General features: G+C 40.0%; 19 protein-coding genes. 7 read left to right on the top strand and 12 right to left on the bottom strand.

What is annotated here, in order from left to right; all coding sequences use genetic code 11:
- Positions 1 to 247 precede the first annotated feature (247 nt).
- The 6 genes from urtE to ACE1B6_RS23590 all read right to left on the bottom strand — a co-directional run bounded on the left by urtE (position 248) and on the right by ACE1B6_RS23590 (position 7,954).
- Positions 248 to 1,003 carry an urea ABC transporter ATP-binding subunit UrtE gene (urtE, locus tag ACE1B6_RS23615; RefSeq protein ID WP_413259726.1) on the bottom strand — a complete coding sequence of 252 codons (756 nt, stop codon included), beginning with the start codon at positions 1,001 to 1,003 and terminating at the stop codon, positions 248 to 250.
- A gap of 51 nt (positions 1,004 to 1,054) precedes the next feature.
- Complete coding sequence (gene urtD, locus ACE1B6_RS23610; protein WP_459563092.1) at positions 1,055 to 1,987, bottom strand: urea ABC transporter ATP-binding protein UrtD; 933 nt, start codon at positions 1,985 to 1,987, stop codon at positions 1,055 to 1,057.
- A 60-nt stretch (positions 1,988 to 2,047) separates the two neighbouring features.
- Positions 2,048 to 3,232 (bottom strand): urea ABC transporter permease subunit UrtC, encoded by a 1,185-nt coding sequence (gene urtC / locus ACE1B6_RS23605; protein WP_413259727.1) that lies wholly within the window; start codon positions 3,230 to 3,232, stop codon positions 2,048 to 2,050.
- A gap of 177 nt (positions 3,233 to 3,409) precedes the next feature.
- Positions 3,410 to 4,567: an ABC transporter permease subunit gene (locus tag ACE1B6_RS23600; protein ID WP_413259725.1), complete on the bottom strand. Its 1,158-nt coding sequence runs from the start codon at positions 4,565 to 4,567 to the stop codon at positions 3,410 to 3,412.
- 92 nt (positions 4,568 to 4,659) lie between these two features.
- Positions 4,660 to 5,997 (bottom strand): urea ABC transporter substrate-binding protein, encoded by a 1,338-nt coding sequence (urtA, locus tag ACE1B6_RS23595; RefSeq protein WP_413259724.1) that lies wholly within the window; start codon positions 5,995 to 5,997, stop codon positions 4,660 to 4,662.
- A 160-nt stretch (positions 5,998 to 6,157) separates the two neighbouring features.
- A complete protein-coding gene (locus ACE1B6_RS23590; RefSeq protein ID WP_413259723.1) occupies positions 6,158 to 7,954 on the bottom strand; it encodes a hypothetical protein in 1,797 nt (598 codons plus the stop codon).
- Between the two features lie 250 nt (positions 7,955 to 8,204).
- Between ACE1B6_RS23590 and rsmA the strand changes: the two genes are divergently transcribed.
- From rsmA to ACE1B6_RS23575, 3 genes are all read left to right on the top strand, one after another.
- Positions 8,205 to 9,053, top strand: coding sequence for a 16S rRNA (adenine(1518)-N(6)/adenine(1519)-N(6))-dimethyltransferase RsmA (gene rsmA, locus ACE1B6_RS23585; protein WP_413259722.1), 849 nt, complete (start codon positions 8,205 to 8,207; stop codon positions 9,051 to 9,053).
- Positions 9,054 to 9,190: 137 nt separating this feature from the next.
- Positions 9,191 to 10,135: a 4-(cytidine 5'-diphospho)-2-C-methyl-D-erythritol kinase gene (ispE, locus tag ACE1B6_RS23580; protein WP_413259721.1), complete on the top strand. Its 945-nt coding sequence runs from the start codon at positions 9,191 to 9,193 to the stop codon at positions 10,133 to 10,135.
- A 37-nt stretch (positions 10,136 to 10,172) separates the two neighbouring features.
- Positions 10,173 to 10,517 (top strand): DUF3082 domain-containing protein, encoded by a 345-nt coding sequence (locus tag ACE1B6_RS23575; protein ID WP_413259720.1) that lies wholly within the window; start codon positions 10,173 to 10,175, stop codon positions 10,515 to 10,517.
- A gap of 60 nt (positions 10,518 to 10,577) precedes the next feature.
- Here ACE1B6_RS23575 and ACE1B6_RS23570 read toward each other — a convergent pair whose 3' ends face one another.
- Positions 10,578 to 10,832: a hypothetical protein gene (locus tag ACE1B6_RS23570; RefSeq protein WP_413259719.1), complete on the bottom strand. Its 255-nt coding sequence runs from the start codon at positions 10,830 to 10,832 to the stop codon at positions 10,578 to 10,580.
- 750 nt (positions 10,833 to 11,582) lie between these two features.
- Between ACE1B6_RS23570 and ACE1B6_RS23565 the strand changes: the two genes are divergently transcribed.
- Positions 11,583 to 13,214, top strand: coding sequence for an HD domain-containing phosphohydrolase (locus ACE1B6_RS23565; RefSeq protein ID WP_413259718.1), 1,632 nt, complete (start codon positions 11,583 to 11,585; stop codon positions 13,212 to 13,214).
- A 576-nt stretch (positions 13,215 to 13,790) separates the two neighbouring features.
- Positions 13,791 to 14,015 (top strand): DUF2811 domain-containing protein, encoded by a 225-nt coding sequence (locus tag ACE1B6_RS23560; protein WP_413259717.1) that lies wholly within the window; start codon positions 13,791 to 13,793, stop codon positions 14,013 to 14,015.
- Between the two features lie 136 nt (positions 14,016 to 14,151).
- On the opposite strand, the gene ACE1B6_RS23555 is transcribed toward ACE1B6_RS23560, so the two are convergent.
- Together ACE1B6_RS23555 and ACE1B6_RS23550 are read right to left on the bottom strand one after the other, a co-directional pair.
- Entirely contained in the window at positions 14,152 to 14,883 is a 732-nt protein-coding gene (locus ACE1B6_RS23555; RefSeq protein ID WP_413259716.1) for a response regulator transcription factor, read from the bottom strand.
- Between the two features lie 93 nt (positions 14,884 to 14,976).
- Complete coding sequence (locus tag ACE1B6_RS23550; protein WP_413259715.1) at positions 14,977 to 15,696, bottom strand: response regulator transcription factor; 720 nt, start codon at positions 15,694 to 15,696, stop codon at positions 14,977 to 14,979.
- A gap of 365 nt (positions 15,697 to 16,061) precedes the next feature.
- On the opposite strand from ACE1B6_RS23550, the gene ACE1B6_RS23545 reads away from it, so the two are divergent.
- Positions 16,062 to 16,676 carry a CPP1-like family protein gene (locus tag ACE1B6_RS23545; protein WP_413259714.1) on the top strand — a complete coding sequence of 205 codons (615 nt, stop codon included), beginning with the start codon at positions 16,062 to 16,064 and terminating at the stop codon, positions 16,674 to 16,676.
- 111 nt (positions 16,677 to 16,787) lie between these two features.
- Here ACE1B6_RS23545 and ACE1B6_RS23540 read toward each other — a convergent pair whose 3' ends face one another.
- From ACE1B6_RS23540 to ACE1B6_RS23530, 3 genes are all read right to left on the bottom strand, one after another.
- The gene (locus ACE1B6_RS23540) at positions 16,788 to 17,486 is read right to left on the bottom strand and encodes an HAD family hydrolase (RefSeq protein ID WP_413259713.1); all 699 of its coding nucleotides are present in this window, start codon (positions 17,484 to 17,486) and stop codon (positions 16,788 to 16,790) included.
- A gap of 193 nt (positions 17,487 to 17,679) precedes the next feature.
- Positions 17,680 to 18,780, bottom strand: a complete 1,101-nt coding sequence (gene hppD / locus ACE1B6_RS23535) for a 4-hydroxyphenylpyruvate dioxygenase (RefSeq protein ID WP_413259712.1) — start codon at positions 18,778 to 18,780, stop codon at positions 17,680 to 17,682.
- A 59-nt stretch (positions 18,781 to 18,839) separates the two neighbouring features.
- Complete coding sequence (locus ACE1B6_RS23530; RefSeq protein WP_413259711.1) at positions 18,840 to 19,556, bottom strand: SDR family oxidoreductase; 717 nt, start codon at positions 19,554 to 19,556, stop codon at positions 18,840 to 18,842.
- Positions 19,557 to 19,750: 194 nt separating this feature from the next.
- Between ACE1B6_RS23530 and ACE1B6_RS23525 the strand changes: the two genes are divergently transcribed.
- On the top strand, positions 19,751 to 20,743 hold the full coding sequence (locus tag ACE1B6_RS23525; protein ID WP_413259710.1) for a DUF7927 domain-containing protein: 993 nt from the start codon (positions 19,751 to 19,753) through the stop codon (positions 20,741 to 20,743).
- Positions 20,744 to 20,885 lie beyond the last annotated feature (142 nt).

Genomic DNA, 20,885 nt, shown 5'->3' with positions numbered 1-20,885 from the left:
TTTCTACATAGGCTTTACCGTCTGACGCACCCTACTCGTTAATAAGTGATTTAAATGCGTAACATCTTAGCAGGACTTTTAATCGGGAGATCCAACTCAATTATTACTTTAGTAAAACAATTTATGAACCAAAAGTCATTAAAAATTAACAGGAATTATTATTATTTATAAATGAAATATACCCATAAATTCTAATTAGTTAGAGAAAATCTATGGGAATTCTGATATAATATTTTAGTTTTTCAAGCTACACTGCCAAAAACTTTTGAATCACATCTTGGCTGAGTTCGCTGGTGACACCAGAAGCGACTATTCCCCCTTTTTGCATGGCATAGTAGCGATCGGCTTGGCGGACAAAATGTAAATGTTGTTCAACTAACAGCACTGAAATTCCGGTATTTTGCACGATCGATCGCACAGCCGCTTCAATTTCCAAGATAATTGAAGGTTGAATTCCCTCGGTTGGTTCATCTAATACTAATAACCGAGGTTTTGCCATTAATGCTCTAGCGATCGCTAATTGTTGTTGTTGTCCACCACTTAAATCTCCACCCATTCGCCACAGCATTGATTTTAAAACTGGGAATAATTCAAAAATTTCTTCGCTAATTTTTTCGTGACCTTTTCTCCCTTTTGGTAAAGCTTCAAAACCGAGTAATAAATTTTCTTCTACTGTTAACCGAGGAATAATTTCCCGACCTTGGGGAACGTAACCAATTCCTAATTTTGCCCTGCGATCGGGAGACTTATAAGTAATAGCTTCTCCAGCAAAATTTATTGTCCCAGTGCGAGGTTTAAGTAACCCCATAATGGTTTTTAACAAAGTACTTTTCCCCACACCATTGCGACCAATTAAACACACCATTTGTCCATTGGGAATAGTGAGATCTACATCGCGCAAAATGTGACTTTCGCCGTAAAAAACATTGAGTCCAGAAACTTGCAGTAAAATTTCTGTAGGAGAAATGGGTTGAGGTGCGATCGAATTATCTATTAATACCATTTTTGCCAACTTAAATTAAAGGTTTTAGACTAACTAATTAATAACAGTAAATCAAATTTCTTCTCTTGTTTCCATTTCTTCTTTCTCTTCTAGCATTGCTACTTCCTCCTCTAAGATTTCTTCCTTCTCCTCTTCTTCCTTCTCTAGTATTATTGCCTTTTCCTCTAAGATTTCTTCTTTCTCCTCTAGTATTATTGCTTTTTCCTCTAGGATTTCCTCTCTCTCCTCTAGAACCTCTTCTTCTTGTTTACCTAAATAAACCTCAATCACCCGCGGATCATTTTGCACCTCTTCAATATTACCTTCACACAATACCGAACCTTCATGTAAAACCGTCACTTTATTATTAGCAATTTGACGGACAAATTCCATATCATGTTCAATCACCACAATCGAATGACTTTCCGCCAAAGCTAACAGCAATTCACCCACATTATAAGTTTCTTCATCAGTCAAACCCGCTGCGGGTTCATCCACCAACAATAAATCTGGCGACTGCGCCACTAACATTCCAATTTCCAATCTTTGCTTTTCCCCATGAGAAAGTAAACCCGCCGAAATATTTGCTTTATTACTCAAACCAATAGTTTCTAATAACCCCGTTACAGTGCGGTATTCATCTCTAGAACTCCGACGAAACAAAGTAGCAAAAACATTTTTATTCCGGTTACAAGCCAGTTCCAAATTTTCTCTAGGAGTCAAGTTAAGATAAACGCGAGGAGTTTGAAATTTTCGCCCAATTCCCAAACGAGCAATTTCATGTTCCGCAAAACTGCGAATATTTTTACCTTTAAAATATACCTGTCCTTCTGTTGGTTTAGTCTTCCCCGTAATCACATCCAAAAAAGTAGTTTTCCCCGCACCATTAGGCCCAATTACTACTCGTAATTCTCCTTGTTCTAAGTTAAAATTCAAGCCTTTCAGCGCCTTAAAACCATCAAAACTAACCGTAACATTGTCAATTTCTAAAATTTTCGCGTTCATCTTCATTAGCCATTTGTAAAAATTTCTGTAGGACAGGCATTTTCCCTGTCATGCCAATCCCTATTTTCCACTCAAATCTTCCCTCTCCTGCTGCACTTCCGGGTCAGTTTCCAAACTCGGATAAGTAACAACTTGCTGTTGCACTCTTAATAATTTTCTAACTTGGTTAATAGCGTAAGAACGCCACCAACCCACTAAACCATCTGGTAGCACCATTACCACTAGTAAGAATAATGCACCTTGGAAAAATAGCCAAATTTCCGGGAATTGTTCGCTCAACAAACTTCTAGCAAAGTTAACTAAAATCGCGCCAATAATTGCACCAATTAACGTAGCACGACCCCCCACAGCTACCCAAATTACCATTTCAATAGAAAAGGCAATATCCATTGCTTTAGGAGAAATTAACCCAGTTTGTACAGTATACAATGCTCCAGCAATTCCCGCGAGTCCCCCGGAAATTGCAAATACTAAAACTTTAAATCCTGTAGGGTTGTATCCCGAAAAGCGCACCCGACTTTCATCATCTCGAATTGCTACAAGTAACCTGCCAAATCTGCCAGTTGTTAGCCAGCGACAAAAGCCATAAGCTAAAGCTAAGACTACAATTGTCAGTGTATAAAAAAGGAATTGAGTTTGCGGTGCATTAACATCAAAACCCAAGATAGTTTTGTAATTTGTTAACCCATTAGTTCCGTTAAATAATTTTTGTTGTCCGTTGAAGAAGTTGAAAAAAACGATCGTCGCTGCCTGAGTTAAAATTGAAAAATAAACGCCACGAATTCGGTTACGAAATACTAAATAACCTAGTACCGCAGCTAGCAAAGCTGGAATAATTACTAAGGCAATAATCGTCAAGGGAAAAGAGTAAAAAGGTTGCCAAAACCAGGGTAATTCTTGGACACCGTAAAGACCCATAAATTCGGGTAAACGACCAGGTTGTAAAGGTGCTAATTGCAGGTGCATTGCTAAGGCGTAACCACCCAAAGCAAAAAATACCCCATGACCTAAACTTAGCATTCCGGTGTAACCCCAAATCAGGTCAATTCCTAAAGCAACAATTGCTAAAGCCAGAAAACGTCCGAGCAAACTAACCCGAAATGCTTGTCCGACAACGGTTAGTAAAGGGGGGATGAGGAAGATGGTAATCAGTGCGATCGCACTCACAATTCCCGCTTCAATTAAAATAGACTTGTGTTTAGTAGAAAAGGGATATTTTAACTTTAAACTCTGAAATTTTGGCATCGTATCCTTTACACTTACAGGTTCATCGAAACTTTCCTGACCTTGCCCATTTGCCCCTTTTTTACGCACGCGAGGGAAATGATAAACCTTGCGAATATTTGCCCTATTTTCATCTTCTGGCATTCTCCCCTCCTGACTAATTAACTCTCTTTAATTACCCAAAAATTCCCAATCCAATTAAGCATCCACCGTCCGACCCTTTTGCGGGAACAAACCAGCCGGACGCACTTGTAAAAACACAATAATTAAAGCAAATACCATCACTTTTGCCATACTGGTAGTTGCAAAGAAAGCAAAGAAATCTGCCAAAGGTGGAATTGGTGCGAGTAAAGGTGCTAAAGCATTGGAACCAATAATATAACTAACCGTACCAATTGCTAACGCCGCCACAATACTACCAACTAATTTTCCTACACCACCAACAACCACCACCATAAACGTATCTACAATATAATTTTGTCCCGTATTTGGCCCCACAGAACCTAATAAACTAATCGCACAACCAGCCACTCCAGCTAAACCCGAACCCAGCGCAAAAGTTAAAGCATCTACTTTTTGAGTGGGAATTCCTAAACAAGCACTCATGCTGCGATTTTGCGTCACTGCGCGAATTCTTAAACCCCAAGCAGTACGTTGGAAGAAATAATAAATTCCCGCCACACATAAGATAGTTAGAAAAATGATAAATAACCTGGAATAAGGAAATCGCAAATCGCCAATATTTAAGCCACCTTGTAACCATTTAGGTGCAGTAACGTTAACATTTTGTGCGCCAAACCAAGGCTGAGTAACTGCTAATTTGTAAGTTTGGGCTAAAACCACACCTATTACTATTGAAATAGCCGCTGATAAAGGTAGCATGACCGCGAAAAACCAATTACGAATTCTCGTGAAATCTGGACGACGAGACACCACCCACCAAGCACCAAAAAATAACAGACAAAATAAAACAAGACCAATTACTAAAACCCAGTTAACACTGCGAACAAACTGTTGCAGAATTAAACTTACACCCCAAGTTGCTAGCAAAGTTTCTAATGGTCTACCATAAAGAAATCTCACCACACCTCTTTCTAATAATAATCCCACCAAAGCTGTCACTAAAAACGCAATTGGAATCGCTAAAATAATATATATTTCCGAAATCGGACTTCCTAAACCTTTAAAAGCATTTTGTACCACGAAAGTCGTATAAGCTCCTAGCATAATTAACTCGCCGTGAGCCATATTAATTACACCCATTAACCCAAAAACCACGGCTAGTCCCAACGCCGCAATTAATAAAACTGAGCCAATACTAATTCCGCTAAACAATACATTCAAAAATTCTACCACTGCACTTTTACCTCGGAAAACCGCTTAGATAAATTTCCTGACTTGGAATTACTGAATGGGTGAGCAAGGCCCACCCCAAAACTCTGATATTTTTAAGAAGGTTTCACCAAGAATTTGCCTCCTTTACTGGGGTCAGACCAATCACAGGAATAACCCTTTGTTTCTGCTACATACTGATTCCAAGGTATAGGTTGAACAGGTGCAGTGCTGGCAGAAATAATTCTAAATAAGCCATCTTCCCCAACTTCACCGATGCGAACTGTTTTATAAATGTGGTGGTTATTGTCCATTGTTACTTTCCCACCAGGCGCAACTAAAGTTTGCCCTAAAGCGGCTTTTCTTACTGCTTCAATGTCAGTATTTCCAGCTTTTTCTACTGCTTGTTTCCACAAATAAACAGCGATATAAGCAGCTTCCATCGGGTCATTTGTTACCCTGTCAGCGCCATATTTAGCTTTGAAAGCTTGCACAAATTTTTGATTTTCTGGTGTATCAACGGTTTGGAAATAATTCCAAGCGGCGTAATGTCCTTTAAGATAATCAACCCCAATAGCTTTGACTTCTTCTTCGGCAATACTAACGGACATCGTAGGATATTTATCTGGTGTCAATCCAGCATCTTTCAATTGTTTGAAGAAGGCAACATTACTATCACCATTGAGAGTATTGTAAATTACTCCGCCATTGGGTAAAGCTTGTTTGATTTTGCTGATAATTTGAGTAACTTCGGTACTACCTAAAGGCAAGTAATCTTCCCCGACAATCTTACCACCTTTAGCTTCTACCTGCGCTTTAATAATTGTGTTTGCAGTGCGGGGGAAAACGTAATCTGAACCAATTAAGAAAAACTCTTTTCCTTTATTTTGCAACAGCCAATCTACGGAAGGTTCAATTTGTTGATTTGGTGCAGCGCCAGTGTAAAAAATGTTGTTGGAACATTCCTGTCCTTCATATTGCACAGGATACCAAAGCATATGTTTCTTTTCTTCAAAAACTGGCAAAACTGCTTTACGACTAGCAGAAGTCCAACAACCAAAAATAGTAACTACTTGGTCTTGGTCAATTAATTTTTTCGCTTTTTCGGCAAAAGTAGGCCAGTCAGAAGCACCATCTTCAACTATTGGTTGAATTTGTTTACCTAAAACACCGCCAGATTTATTGATTTCCTCAATTGCTAATTGTTCTGCATCGACCACACTCTTTTCACTAATTGCCATTGTGCCGCTTAAAGAGTGTAAAATTCCGACTTTAATTGCGTCTCCGGTCGCAACTACTGGTGCTGCTGTGGGAGTTGTGTTTGCTGCGGGAGTTGTTGCATCGGAAGTTTTTGCTGTTTCGTTTGTACTACCACAAGCTTTCAACAAAATGCTTGTACCCAATGTGGCAGAACTGTAGAAAATAAACTTGCGCCGACTAATTTTTCTGCTCATCTCTTTTTTACTCTACTCCTCAAGTTCAACAGTCCAAAGATAGGGGATTTTGTAACTGGAATTTGGTATTTTATGGGCTGTTCCCCAGAATTTTAGTATACTGGTACACCAAAATTGTGAAAATGGAAAATTTTGTTAAATCTTAAGATTTATTTACAATTTAAACGAACTCATCATTGACTACTCGCCGCAAGATTTCTGTTACTTCGGCGGCGATTCTTGCATCAAGTTTGACGGCATTTTTGCTTGCGCCTCTGAGAGTTAGAGCAAAGCTTCTTAATTTAGCTGAATTGTTCTCCGTCTGAGAAAGTTCATCGGTGAATTGTATCAGCATCACATAAGCAATTTCGTATCTATTTCTACTATTGCTATAGCCATTTCCCAGTTTAGAAATAATGACTGGGGAACTAATGAATTTTTTTATTCCTAGTTTCTTAATTGCCAAGTCGGTATAACGACAGGCATCGGTTCCCATTGCTCTGACGATACATTCTAAACTGTCCCATTGGGCATTTGGCAATTTTATTTCTGAAGGTAGATGTTGATGCCAACCTAACATGGTAATGCTGCGAGTTAAGTCATACGCTGTGACTAAATTTTCGCCAGGAGTCCCTTCTGAGGTGTTAGTTAATACAACTTTTTTTTGCTTTAAATCGTAAATTTCTGGGCGATAAATGTAAGGTGGTTCGCCGTATCCACCCCGGTATTCTAAGCTTTTGTTTCCGGTGATTTTTTTCAGCCAATTTTCTAATCCTTGGCGAGTCTCGAAGCGTCTAAACATCGCTGCTAAGGAATTAGAACTAGCAATTCGATCGCCATAACTAACCACATCCCATAATAACTCATAAAATGGTACATCTCTTTTGCGCCGATCGCGATCGCGAATCACACAATCATCAACATCCGTATTCGGTGACTTAGCATTAACTCTAGAAACCACATTAAGAATCGGAAAAATTTTCGTCGTACTCCAAAATTGCCCCTTGGTTAAAGCATTTCTTCCTAACCAATAAGTAAGCAAATTTCCCGTTGCAAAACTCGCCAGACAAACACAAGCTTCCTGAATATCTTCATGCAAAAAATCTAAAGCTTTTTCGTCAATTTTCGGCACTTCACCCACTGAGGGATAAGCAGTGAAATTCCCCGATTTTTCTAGTTCTTTACTCGCCTCAACTTGCTGATAATCTTTAGTTGATAAACGTTCTGGATAATCCTTAATTTCTGACTTATAAGGAGAAGTTTGTACACCTTGATATAACAAAGCTAGACGATCGTCATTTGCTCCTTGATTAACAGCAATAGTGATAAAATCTTTATAAACTTGCAATCTATCTTTTGCCTGTTCCAATTCCATTGGAAATTGAGGAATTGCAAGATTTTCTATCTCTGTAAAGGGAGAAATTTGCTTGCCAGCAATTGCTAACATAATTGCATTAGTAACTTTTTCCCTGGCATCATTCATCGCCTTGGCAATTAATCTTCCGGCAATAACTTGAGCATTGTAATCATCAGCAGCAAAAAATTCGCCGCCAAATGCGATCGCCCATTTCTCCCAATTCTCCACTAACTTAGTTACTTCTTTATCCGCCACTTCCCGACTTTTGAAAATTGCATAAAAAGCCGCTATTGCTTCCTCATTACTCACAGGATTTTTCGGTAAAGCAATTGGCGCTTTTACAGTTTCCCCTCCTAAAGCTAACTTAATTGTTTCCGCAACCCTAAACTTAGCTTTTTCTATCTCTGAAAGTAGCTTTTTACCCATCAAAATTTTCGCATTATTTTCCGTTGCTTCAAACCATTGAGCATCAAAACTTGTTGCCCACCTCTGCCAATAAACCTTCAATTTTAAGGCTGCATCATCAATCGTAGCTACATCATTATTAAACAAGCGGTTAAACTCTTTTAAACCGTCACTGTTACTAATTGTTCGAGGTTCTAAAATTGAAGAAGTAGACATTAACAGCACCTCTACAGATCTAGAGCAATTATATTTTATTTACAGAGAGCCTTATTGAACTGTTCCAGATGCAGAGGACACAAAGAGAAAAAGAAGTTCCACACCTAAATTGGATTTTAGAGGATGGTTAGATTAGTGAATATTTTCTCCGCACTCTGGCAGCAAAAAAATCTTTATAAGCTTATGATACGCTACAATTAGTATCTTCGCATATTTTTGCTGTATCGAAAATCCCTAATCTAAAATTGTCATGTCTTTTCGTCCTCGGAAACAGTTTGCTCAACATTGGCTAAAAAGTGAAAAAGCTTTAAATGAAATTGTGAAAGCAGCACAAATAAGTAAAAGCGATCGCATCTTAGAAATTGGCCCCGGAACAGGCAATTTAACCCGTTACCTTTTACCCTTAGCCGAATCAGTTTTAGCGGTTGAGATCGATCGCGACTTATGTCAAAACTTAGTAAAAAAACTGGGAAAAACGGAAAACTTTCTCCTCTTACAAGGCGACTTTCTCACCCTCGATTTAGACAGCCAATTAGCCAACTTTGCCCAATTTCAAAACCCTAATAAAGTAGTCGCCAACATTCCTTATAATATTACCGGGCCAATCCTAGAAAAACTCTTAGGTAAAATTGCCAAACCCGCAATCAAACCTTACGATTTAATAGTATTATTAGTCCAAAAAGAAGTTGCCGAAAGACTCTACGCCCAACCTTCATCAAAAGCCTTTGGAGCCTTATCAGTTAGAGTACAATACTTAGCAGATTGTCAGTTAATATACTCCGTACCAGCAAAAGACTTTTATCCACCGCCAAAAGTAGATTCTGCCATAGTACGTCTACAACCGCAAATACATTACCCTGCCGAAAATCCCAAGTTTTTAGATACCTTAGTCAAACTCGGTTTTGCCGAAAAACGGAAAATGTTACGAAATAATTTAAAAAGTGTGGTGGAACGCGATCGCTTGACCCAAATACTGGAACAATTAGAAATAAATCCCCAAGTTCGCGCCGAAGACCTCAGCGTGCAACAATGGGTAGAACTAAGCAACCGACTAATACCAGAAGGCAGCAGGCAGCAGACAGAAGATCAAAAAGAATAAGGCTTTTATATTGAGCTTTTTATCTGTTTTCAATTACTCAATCATTTCTGCTACCCTACACTAATGAATTAAAAAAATCAGGAATTATGCTTTTCCTGCTTTCTGCCTTCTGCCTTACCCGATAACTTACCAAACAAATGCGTTCTTACACCTTAATTGCCCCAGCCAAAATCAATCTTTATCTGGAAATCTTAGGGATGCGCCCTGATGGATTTCACGAATTGGCAATGATTATGCAAAGCATAGAATTAGCCGATTGTATTGAAATTAATGCCAACGGTACTGATAATATCCGCTTGCATTGTAACCACCCTGAAGTACCACTAGATCGCACCAATATTGCCTATCGTGCAGCAAAATTAATGGCAGAACAATTTCCCGAATGCTTTGCCAAATTCGGTGGAATTGATATTGAAATAGATAAGCGAATTCCCGTTGCTGCTGGCTTAGCTGGAGGTTCTACAAATGCTGCCGCTGTGTTAATCGGACTAGACTTAATGTGGAACTTGGGATTAACTCAATCAGAATTACAAGAATTAGCCGCATTACTCGGTTCTGATGTACCTTTTTGCATCGCCGGAGGCACAGCAATTGCTACTGGAAGAGGAGAAATATTATCACCATTACCAGATTTAGATAACCTCTACCTCGTCTTAGCAAAATATCGGAGTTTAGGAGTTTCAACAGCTTGGGCTTATACTACTTATCGGGAAAAATTTGCTGATACTTATGCCTGTGATACTTCGACAATACAAGAACGATCGACTAAACTAAACTCAGGTGCTTTAGTAAGTGCGATCGCTCACAAAGATAGCAAAAAAATTGGTAAATCTCTGTACAACGATCTCGAAAAAGTTGTATTACCAGCCCATCCCCAAGTAGAACAACTGCGCCAAGCCTTTCAAAATCAAGATATCTTAGGCACAATGATGTCAGGATCGGGACCTTCCGTATTTGCCCTCGTCGAATCATTGACTCAAGCCCAACAGATAAAAAATCAAGTAGAAACTACCATTAACAATCCCGATTTAGACCTCTGGATTACTAGATTTCGCCCCACCGGAATCACCGTAGAAAATTAATCAACCTTTCTAAAAAATCTTTTAATTGGTATCAGCCATGAACGAACCAAAAACCCCCGAAAAATCTAATTCCTCGGCCAGCGAAACTAACAGCAACCCACCAAGTATTTTCCGCTGTATAATTGGCTCCGTAGTTGCCGCAACAATGGCGATCGCTTGCTACTTTCTAACTTCTTCGATCGCTCAATATTTTGCCAATCGACCAATTCATTCCCCCAACTATCTTGTTGTTAACATTACATCCGCCGTTCGTACCTTAATTATTGGCATGAGCACCCTAGCAACAGGCGTTTTTAGCCTAATCTCTCTGGGACTTTTAGCCCTAGCTATTCAAGTCACCATTCAACAATTAAAACCACAAACTCCCTCAACCAAAAACTGAAATAAAAAACCTACGTCAAACACAAATGACGTAGGTAGAACAGGATTTCACTTAAACTTTTTAACTAAACTGACTCCTATGCAGCACAGCTTCACCATGATCGGGAATCCAAGCTAGCCATGAATCCGGGGAACACTGACACAACAACAGTGCTTCCTCAAAACTAAAAGAACTGGGAACTTCCGAAAGTTTCACCCAAGTAGAGGGTTCTAATTCCTGGGGGAACTGATTCGCTTCATTTTCTGTCCACCAATCCCAGGAATAGGAAGGCAAACCTGTACCAACCTCCGACTGGCAAATGTCGAGTTTCATCATCCTTCCTCATCATCAAAATAAACAGTCCATTCCTAAGACTTTCACAGGCTTTAGGGAACTATTTTCCTTAGCCAATGCTCTAAAATCTCATTAATTCTGTATTCAAAGTTACAGAATTTTAGCTAAACAGGTCAAGAAACTGTGTTATAACTTAACATTCGGATTATCAGGTGTGATGCAATACTGCTCGGTTAAGAGTAGGGGCGAAGCATTCGGGCGACAATTTATGACTCAAACCCTAGATTTTCTGTCCGAATGCTTCGCCCCTACAAAGGCAAAAAATGCTTAACCGAGAAGTATTGAGGTGTGATGGTAATTTATCTCTTTTTTAGATAAAATTTTCCGTTTTTTGTGATTTCGATCTTGTCAATCCCCCTAATGGATGAGATAGGGTGTAGAAGAGGAGTAGTTAGTTCACTGCCAACTTGAATTAAAGGCGATCGCAAAAAATCACCACCAAAAAAGCTAAAAACCAGCAACTATTTTTGGATAAAAACTCAGAGTAATTGCCCAAAATTAGCAAGTACAAAAAGCAGGGTGCAAACATAAATAAGGTTCGTAAACAGCTTTTTTAGCTGTTTTCACCATGATGGTTATTTTTGCCGCTGTGCAATAACCCAAAATTTTCAGTACAATCAATTCAAATAAACTAGAGAAGAAATTTTTTACTAAAAATAGCTCTCAAACGCAAAGGAAAAATTTATGATCTTTCTGGATGGCAAACTCTGTTCCCTCCCCCAGCAGGAGAAAATGCTAGAAACCAGCAAACAAATTGAACTAATTGAACAACTCCTGGCAATTGGCACAGCACTTTCTAGTAGCCAAGATTTAGAAGAATTACTCAATCTTATTTTAAGCAAAAGTCGAGAAATCACCTTTAGCGACGCAGGTAGTCTTTATCTCATAGACCAAAGAGATAGCGTTCCTAAATTAATATTTAAAGCCACACAGAACGATTCCCTACCCCAGGCAACATTTAAAGAATTTGCCATGCCGATTACCCAAAATAGCCTAGCTGGATATGTGGCACTCACCGGAAAAAGTTTAAACTTGCCAGACGCTTATAACTTACCAAAAAATGTCCCTTACCAAATAGACAAAACTTATGACGATAGTTTTGCTTATCGCACCCGATCGGTCTTAGTCTTACCAATGCAAGACCAAAAAGGCGAAATTATTGGCGTAATTCAACTAATTAATCGCAAAATTAAACGAGATGTTGCCATCACCCCCGAAAATGTGGTTACAGTTACCAAAACCTATTCCAATTGGGAAGAACGTATCATCAGAAGTCTCGCTTCTCAAGCAGCAATCTCTATTGAACGCAATCAATTACAAGAAAGTATTCAAAACTTATTTGAAGGATTCGTTAAAGCCTCAGTACATTTAATTGAACTCCGAGATCCCACAACTTATGGTCATTCCGAACGAGTAGCAGAACTCACCGTCCGCTTAAGCCAAGAAGTTAACTCAATTACCAGTGGTAAATTCAAATCAATTTATTTTAACGACCATCAAATCCAAGAAATTCGCTACGCCGCTTTATTACATGACTTTGGTAAAGTCTGTGTTCCCGAAACCATTTTACAAAAGCGAAAAAAGCTTTATCCAGAACAACTAGAAATAGTACGCTATCGCTTCGCATTAGCACAACGCAACCTAGAAATAGAATGTGCCGAAACCAAATTTAAGCAATTACTTAACTCCTCATTTCATCACCATGAAATCAACAACTATAAATTAAATTGTCCTCATTGCGAATCAATAGAAAAAATTGATAAAGAACTTCAGCTAAAAATCGCCAAACTTAATCATTACTGGAAACTATTATTAGAAATTAATGAACCAGAAACATTTGAAACTAAAAAATTTCAAGCCCTATCAGAAGAAGCATTAATTGAACTAACCGAATTATCTGAATATCAATATCGTGACATTGATGGTCAACTAAAACCACTGGTTTCCCTAGAAGAAATGGAACAGTTAATGGTGCCAAGAGGAAACCTAACACCAGAAGAACGAAAAGCGATCGAAGCCCACGTTACCCACAGCTACAAATTCCTCGAACAAATTCCCTGGACAAAACACCTCAAACAAGTACCCCTAATCGCCGCCGGACACCACGAAAAATTAGACGGCAGCGGCTATCCTCACGGTTTAGTAAAACACGAAATTCCCCTACAAACCCAAATCCTAACCATAGCCGACATCTACGACGCTTTAACCGCAAGCGATCGCCCCTACAAACGCAAACTACCCGTAGAAACCACCCTGCAAATCCTCCAACAAGAAGCCAGCAAAGGCAAACTCAACATCGACCTAGTAGAACTCTTCCACCAACACCAAGTTTTCCAAGTCTTAGGCCACACCCTCAGCCAATAAGGGCAGAGGTGCAGAGGTGCAGAGGTGCAGAGGTGCAGAGGTGCAGAGGTGCAGGGGGGCAGAGGAGAATTGTTGATGTAAATTAAGGAACTTCTCCCCATCTCCCCAATCCCCAAATTTTTGCAATTCTTATTCTTAACCAAAATTTTCCCCACAGATTTCACACCGTTTCCACAAAGTACTTCTGGTTTTTCCACAATATCCACTTAGTTTTCCACAGGGTTAAACGAACAGATCGGCACTTCCCGTCTAACTGGGGAATTTTCCCAAAGAGAACATAGAAGGGATGATACACGCAAAATTAGTAAAGAAATGTAACGAAAAATGCCCCAAAACCCCTATGATTTCGTCACTTGTAAAATTATAGGTGGATGTTTGTAACATTTCGCATCATTGACAACCCTACCCCCCGATCGCAGAAAATGATGCGACTACCATATATTCAACAGCCAATCATCAGTGGTCAATTGTCAATAAGCAGTAGTTAGTTGCCAAAAAATTCTGTAAATTTTTCCCTAACTACCCACCAACAACTCAACACATTAACCTTCGACCCATAACCTATAGAGGAATCCTATGAATACCAACGTTTGTATGCTTGCCGAAATTCCCGAAGCTCTACACGAATCCCTGAAAAGCTACCTAGAAACCCATCCCGAATGGGATCAAGACCGAGTATTCACCGCCGCCCTGTCCCTGTTTCTACTCCAAAACGGAGACAGCCACACCCCAGAAACATCACGCAGCTACCGCCGAGCCGCCCAAGTCTATCTAGAAACCCTCTTCCGCCACTCAGCTTAGTGACAGCAGAAAGCGAAAGCAGAAGGCAGAAAGCAGCAGAGGATAAATTTCTCCCCTACCCCCCTGCCCCTCTGCCCCCCTGCCCCTCTGCCCCCCCTGCCCCCCTGCCCCTCTGCCCCCCCTGCCCCCCTGCCCCTTAAGAAGCTTCGGGAATTTCCATCTTGTAACCCACACCATGCACCGTTTTAATAAATTTTGGCTGACTGGAATTAGTTTCAATTTTTTTGCGAATTTGACCAATATGAACATCCACAACCCGATCTTCCGCACCTTCTATTCCGTGATGTTCGTATCCCCAAACTTCCCGCATTAAATCCTTACGTCGCCAAACTCGATTTGGGTGAGTTGCCAAAAAATACAACAAATCGAACTCTAAAGGAGTTAAAGTAACCAATTGATCGTTTAAGGTAACTTCTCGACTTGCCGGATCGATTACCAGATTTTCCAGCACTAAAGCTTCAGATCTAGCCGGAATATTAACACTTGGTTCTGCTCGTCGTAATAAAGCCTCTACCTGTTTTTCCAAAACCTCAACATAAAAAGGTTTAGTCATATAAGCATCAGCAAATTCCAGACCAGCAATTTGGGATTTAACATCCGTCAAACTGGTTAACAACATTACCATGACACTCCTACGGCTTTTCATTTGTTCGCAGAGTTTGAATCCAATAGTATCTGGCAAAATTACATCCAAAATTACCAAATCTGGTTGAAATTGATCGAACACCGTCAAAGCTGTCGTACCGTCTATGACCGACTCAATTTGATAGTTTTGTTTACTTTGTTTTAAGAACCTATGAATTAAATTTCTGGTTCCCGGATCATCTTCAACAATAAGTATTTTTTTGGAAGCTACATCAGATTTCATAGTCATACTTCAACGTCTCAAGCAGCAGGAACGAAATTAGCGAGATGATTAATGAAAGGGCTGGGTTTTACACCAGCCAGAACCCGAAATTGATTACTGCTGAGATTTGTTATTTGCCTCAGTCGTTTCGGGAACCTCAAATTTGTAGCCCACACCCCGAACCGTCTGAATCATCACTGGTTGATTCGAGTCTGTTTCCAGTTTTCTCCGAATTTGACCGATATGGACATCAACTACACGCTGATCTCCAACATATTCATAATCCCACACAGCTTGGATTAGTTCCGATCGTCGCCAAACTCGTCCCGGATGACTTGCTAAGAAATGTAACAAATCAAATTCTAAAGCTGTCAACGGAACGCTGGAATTGTTGAGCGTGACTTCGCGACGTACCGGATCGATCATTAACTGATCCAACACAATACGTTGCTGTTCTCCAGTAGTGACAGCCCGCTGGCGCTTCAATATAGCTGCTACCCTGACTCCCAACTCTTTTAAGCTGAAAGGTTTGGTTATGTAATCATCTGCACCTTTGGAAAATCCGGTAATTTTATCGGCTTCGTCTCCCCTACTGGTGAGCATTAGCACAAATACACCAGTCCGACTTTGCATTTCTTGACACAGGTTATAACCATTCGCGTCAGGTAAGTTCACGTCTAAAATCACCAAATCTGGATTGAACTGCTCAAATAAAGTCATCGCTGTCTTACCATCAGCCGCAGACTCCATTTGGTACTGCTTACTCAAAAAACGCTGTATTAGGTTCCTGACCGCAGGATCGTCATCAACAACAAGGATTTTGGGGAGAGCCATAGCCACCACTTTACACTGAGAATTAAATACGCAAGATGCAAACCGAAGAAGCTGAATACTAATTAGGAAGAAGTAATTAAAGCAACTTGGCTGAATATTGATTTCCGATATTAATTGTGTAAGAGCATTTTAAATGATTAGAGGGTTTCATAGTAGTCCACTATTATTCTTCCCTCTATAGCACCACACTAAACCATAGATTAAAATGTTTTCCCATTTTGGTTAACAGGCTAGACTAGTCAAAAACTAAATGGTAGCCGTAACCAGCCAGATCAGGGGAGAATGTAATTGATCGTAAAACCACAAGCAGCTTGGGGTCGAGCCAAAGCTGTGGCTAAACGGGATGTCTAGGAGGTTAGGAGGAAATGAGTGTAGAAAATCCTTACGAGCAACTTGGAATTCCAGAGAATGCTACTTTCGATGAAATTCAAACGGCTCGTAATCGTTTAACCCAAGAGTATAGTAACGACCCAAAACGACAAGAAGCTATAGAGACAGCTTATGATGCCATCTTGATGGAGCGTTTGCGGATGCGTCAGGAGGGCAGAATTCCCGTTCCTGAAGGCATCAGGTTTGCTGAACAACGCTTTTCTCAAACTCCCCCTAGTCCACCACCAATCTCGGTAAAGCAGCCCCCCGCATGGCTGCAAGGTTTTCTGGATACTCCAAGTCGAGCAGATATCCTGTGGACAACGGGCGCTTTTCTTGTCTTGGCTGGTTTGGGTTTTTACCAACCCTCTTTTGCTTTAGCTTTAGGAGTATTCGCTAGTCTCTATTTTCTCACGCGGAAGGAACGTAAGCTAGGGCGATCGGTCCTGCTTTCTTTGGCAGGGTTGACTCTTGGCTTGGTTCTCTGGGGGGTGTTGGCTAGTTTACTGACCACACAAATCAATAATTTGCCCATGCCTTTGACAGGAGAAACTTTAGCCGCCTGGATCTCTTTTATGATTCTTTGGTTGGTGAGTGCTTTTCTCCGTTAAGGCTTTTTTAGGGAGCAGGAGGCAGGAAGCAGGGAAGCGGGGGGGAGTTCTGGTATTGAAAACTCCCTCAATTCTCCTTGCTTCTTTTTTTTATTCTCTGAGTAGGCTTTATTATCCAGCTTGTTTCCCAGTTTGATGAAGTAAGAAATCTACTGCTTCGCTGAAATTGTTCAGTATTAGGTCGGGATGGAAGGCTTCTAGGGAGGTGCGATCGCGAATTCCGCACAAAACCCCAATTACCTTAATTCCATGCCTTTTAGCTGCCATTATGTCAGCTTCAGTGTCACCTACCATCCAAGTATCACTAGCAGGTGGCAGTTTCCCTAATGCTTCTTTCATTAGTATCGGTTTGTCTTCTATATCGCTCTTTTTCCGGTAATCGTTACTCAGGCGATAACAGCGATTTTCTGGGAAAAATTTCCCTAAATCAAAGCTTTCAAAGGCATAGTCTAATTCCTTGACGCGCCTCATGGTTAACACTACTAAGTCTATTCCCGCACGTTGGACTTTCTCTAAAGCGGCAAGGGCTCCAGGCGCTAACTCGTCATATTTAAAGTAAGGCTGAGTATGGGCAGTTTTTTTCCTCATTTGGGCAAATTCTTCCGCTTGTTGTTCTTCTAAGCCGGAAATCATCCCAATCTGTTTTTCGGGAACTCGCGCTCTTTTTAATTGCCAAAATTCCGCCTTCGACAAATGACGTACTTTCTGATCCTGACGGCGAGTTCTTTCTAGGCAGAGTTCGTAAACTCGATAGTAACGTTCCGAAATGTCAACTATTGGCCCGTCGAAATCACTAATCAGTCTCAACATAAATCTCGCAATTGTTAATTTTTTATAAGTTTATCTTGGGGACTGGGGACTGAGAAAGTTTTGAGTTGTAGGGGCGGGTTTAGCAGGTAAATTTATACTCATAACAGAAAACTTAACAACAAAACCCGCCCTGGAGAGAGTTTTGGGTTAATAAACTTCCCTTGTCCCCCCATTTCCTTTTACCCCTGCTTCTTTAAGATTGACTTCGCTTAATTTGCTCTCTTTCTATTGCTTGAAATAAAGCACGAAAGTTGCCTTCTCCGAATCCTTGGGGTGGAATTTTTTCACCTTGAATATAACCAAGGCGGCGTTCTATTAGTTCAAAGAAGAAGGTAGGTTGTCCGAAAATTGGTTGGGTAAAAATTTGCAGGAGTAAGGGAGCTATTTCTGATTGATTGTTGTTCAGGTTTTGCTGCCAATCTACGAGGATTTGTTGGGCTTGAATTGCTTGTAGTTCTTCTAGGTTTAAAGGAATGTTTTGTCTTTTTTGTAAATCGGTGTAGTAAGTAGGAGCAACTTCTAGAAATTTTAATTTGGCATTTCTTAGGAATTTAGTGGTCTCTACTAAGTTTGAAGTTTGTAAGGCAATATGTTGAATTCCTGGGCCTTGGTTAAAGTCTAAAAATTCTTGGATTTGGGAATTTGGTGATGCTGGTTGATTGATGGGAAATTGAACTAATTTGTTGGGGTGAACTAGTACTTGACTGTTTAATGCTGACCAATCTGTTTGAATGGCAAAGGTTTGTTGACGTTGTAGTTCTAAGACTTTTTCGTACCAGTTTACGGCGGGTTCTAATTCGCCAGCTGCTACGTTTAAAACTACGTGATCGATGCCAGTAAAGGTGACTGGAGTTGCAGAGTTGGAAAATGAATGGTTTTTGTTTTGCCAGTTTTCAATTCCTAATTCCCAGTTTCCTTGACCTTCGATTAATGTGTGTGTCAAGTTTCCCCAGGCGGAAATTTTTGCCCATTTTAGTTGGGGTTTTTGAACTATTGGTTGTAATAGTTTTGCTCCGTAATTAAGGGCTTGGGTAATTAGTTTTTCGATGTTTTGGACGCGAAAGGCAACGTCGGCTACCCCTGGTGGATGCGATCGCAAAAATTCGGCGACCGGACTTTCAGGTAATAACGGCGAAGAAAGAAAAAAGCATACTGTACCATTTTTGACTACTTCTATTAGAGTGTGATTTTGCCAAACCCCAGTGCTAACAGCTTGAAAACCCATTTGGCTAATAAACCAATTTCGCCACAGTGTTGCATCTTCAACATAGAAATGTATGTGATCGATTTTCATTCCAGGTTGTCTCTTTCAATTTCTACCTCACCAAAGTTTTATAACAAATGACGAAGAGATTAGAAGAATAAGTGGCTTTCTGGCTGAATATTAATTTCCATTGGTACTGCTTGGGGGTCAGCGGAAATGGCAAATAAAATTGCTTCGGCGGCAGTTTCTTTTCTGAGCATTTTTGTGCGATCGACTTTTAAACTAACGGTATCCCAAAAAGGTGTATTGACACCGCCGAAGTAAAATAGGGTGAATTTAATACCAAAGCGTTTTAGTTCATCAGCCATGCACTTGCTGAAGCCGACTACACCAAATTTAGCAGCACAGTAAGCCGCTGCTGTTGCCATTGAATGTTTACCTAAAATGCCAATTACATTACAAATATGTCCAGATTTTTGCTCTTTCATGTATTTGGCAGCAGTTTGGCAAGTATAAAAGCTGCCTTGTAAATTTACACTCAGCATAGCTTCTAAATCCTCTGGTGTGATGTGAGTACACTGCTTAAAAATTCCTGCACCAGCGGCGTTAATTAGAATGTCGATTTTACCGAAGTTTGCGATCGCCTTCTCCATTAAACTCTCGACTTGAGAAGGGTTGGTAATATCACAAGCAACTGTTACAATTTTGTCTTCTTGATTTAAGTGTAAACCAGACACCAAAGCATTTAATTTCTGGCTGTCTCTAGCTGCTAGTACTAGTTTCATGCCTTGAGATAACAATTTTTCGGTGACAGCTGCACCAATTCCGCCTGTAGCACCAATTACAACAACTACTCGATCCCGCATGATTTTTACACTTCTTTACATAATAGTTATTTTACTATTTGTTACAAACTAATTACATAATTGTCCCGATCGGGATCGAGAAAAATTACAAATTAGATGTTGACCTATGAGTGAATTGCACGTAATATCTAACTTCAGAGGTGTGACAAATAGCTGAGTTCTGGTTATGAGGAGTGAACTAAGATTGCAATACAATGAAATTTTTGCCACAGCGTCTCGAACAAGCGAGATGGCTCACAGGGTTAATCTTGCCAGGTTTTTTAGCTTTTCAAGCTTTACCTACAGCCGATGCTCAAACAATTACGATTCAAAATACTAGCACGGCTAATTACAGAGATAATGTAACTCAAAATGTGCGAACTGCGACATCAAATTCAACGTCGGTAAGTGCAATATTAGTACCTGCGACATTGGAGATTATTAAATCAGCAGATCGCCAAGCAGCTGAACCAGGAGATACAGTATTGTATCGACTGTTAATTAGAAATACTGGTGAGTCTACCGTAAAAAACTTACAAATTTCTGATAACTTGCCTTTAGGATTAAGGCTTGCTTCTAAGTCGATTAAAGGAGCGATTACAGATAGCAATAACCAAAATTCTTCGGTGCAATTACCAGAAGCAACGGTAGACGATCGAAAACTAATTTTCACTTTTCCTGGGGAACTTGCAGCGAAACAAACACTGACGATAACTTATGCTGTTACCTTAACTCCTGATTCACTTCGGGGAAATGGACGCAATGTTGCCTCTGTTAGTGGTAGTAGTGGACAGCGACAAATTGCCAGTGGTACAGCTTCTTTTCAGTTACAAATTAGAAGCGGAATACTCACCGACTGTGGGACAATTATTGGCAGAGTTTTTGTTGATAGAAACTTTGACGGAGAACAACAATCAGGAGAACCAGGAATACCAAATGCTGTAATTTATTTAGATGACGGCAATCGTATTACTACTGATGCTGATGGATTATTTTCTGTAGCTAATGTAATCTCTGGATATCGCAGCGGAACTTTGGATTTAACCAGTATTCCTGGTTATACTCTTGCGCCTAATTTGTACAACATTGAAAAGAATAGTCAATCGCGTTTAGTGCGTTTAGCACCAGGAGGAATGGTAAGAATGAATTTTGCCGTTACACCTTCTTCTGGAGAAGAACAAACTGAAGCAGTTCCGAATAATCAATGAGTTAATTCAGTGAATTTAGGGTAAATTCTCTGTAATTTCAGTAACTCAAATTTTGGATAGTAAGCTGTTACGCATTTAAATCACTTATTAACGAGTAGGGTGCGTCAGACGGTAAAGCCTGATATAGAAAGGAAAATATCTA

The sequence above is a fragment of the Floridaenema fluviatile BLCC-F154 genome, from assembly GCF_041929135.1.
In the GTDB taxonomy this organism is placed as follows: Bacteria; Cyanobacteriota; Cyanobacteriia; order Cyanobacteriales; family Aerosakkonemataceae; genus Floridanema; species Floridanema fluviatile.
The sequence above is the reverse complement of the archived record's forward strand: the minus strand, read 5'-3'. Positions and strand labels throughout refer to the sequence as shown.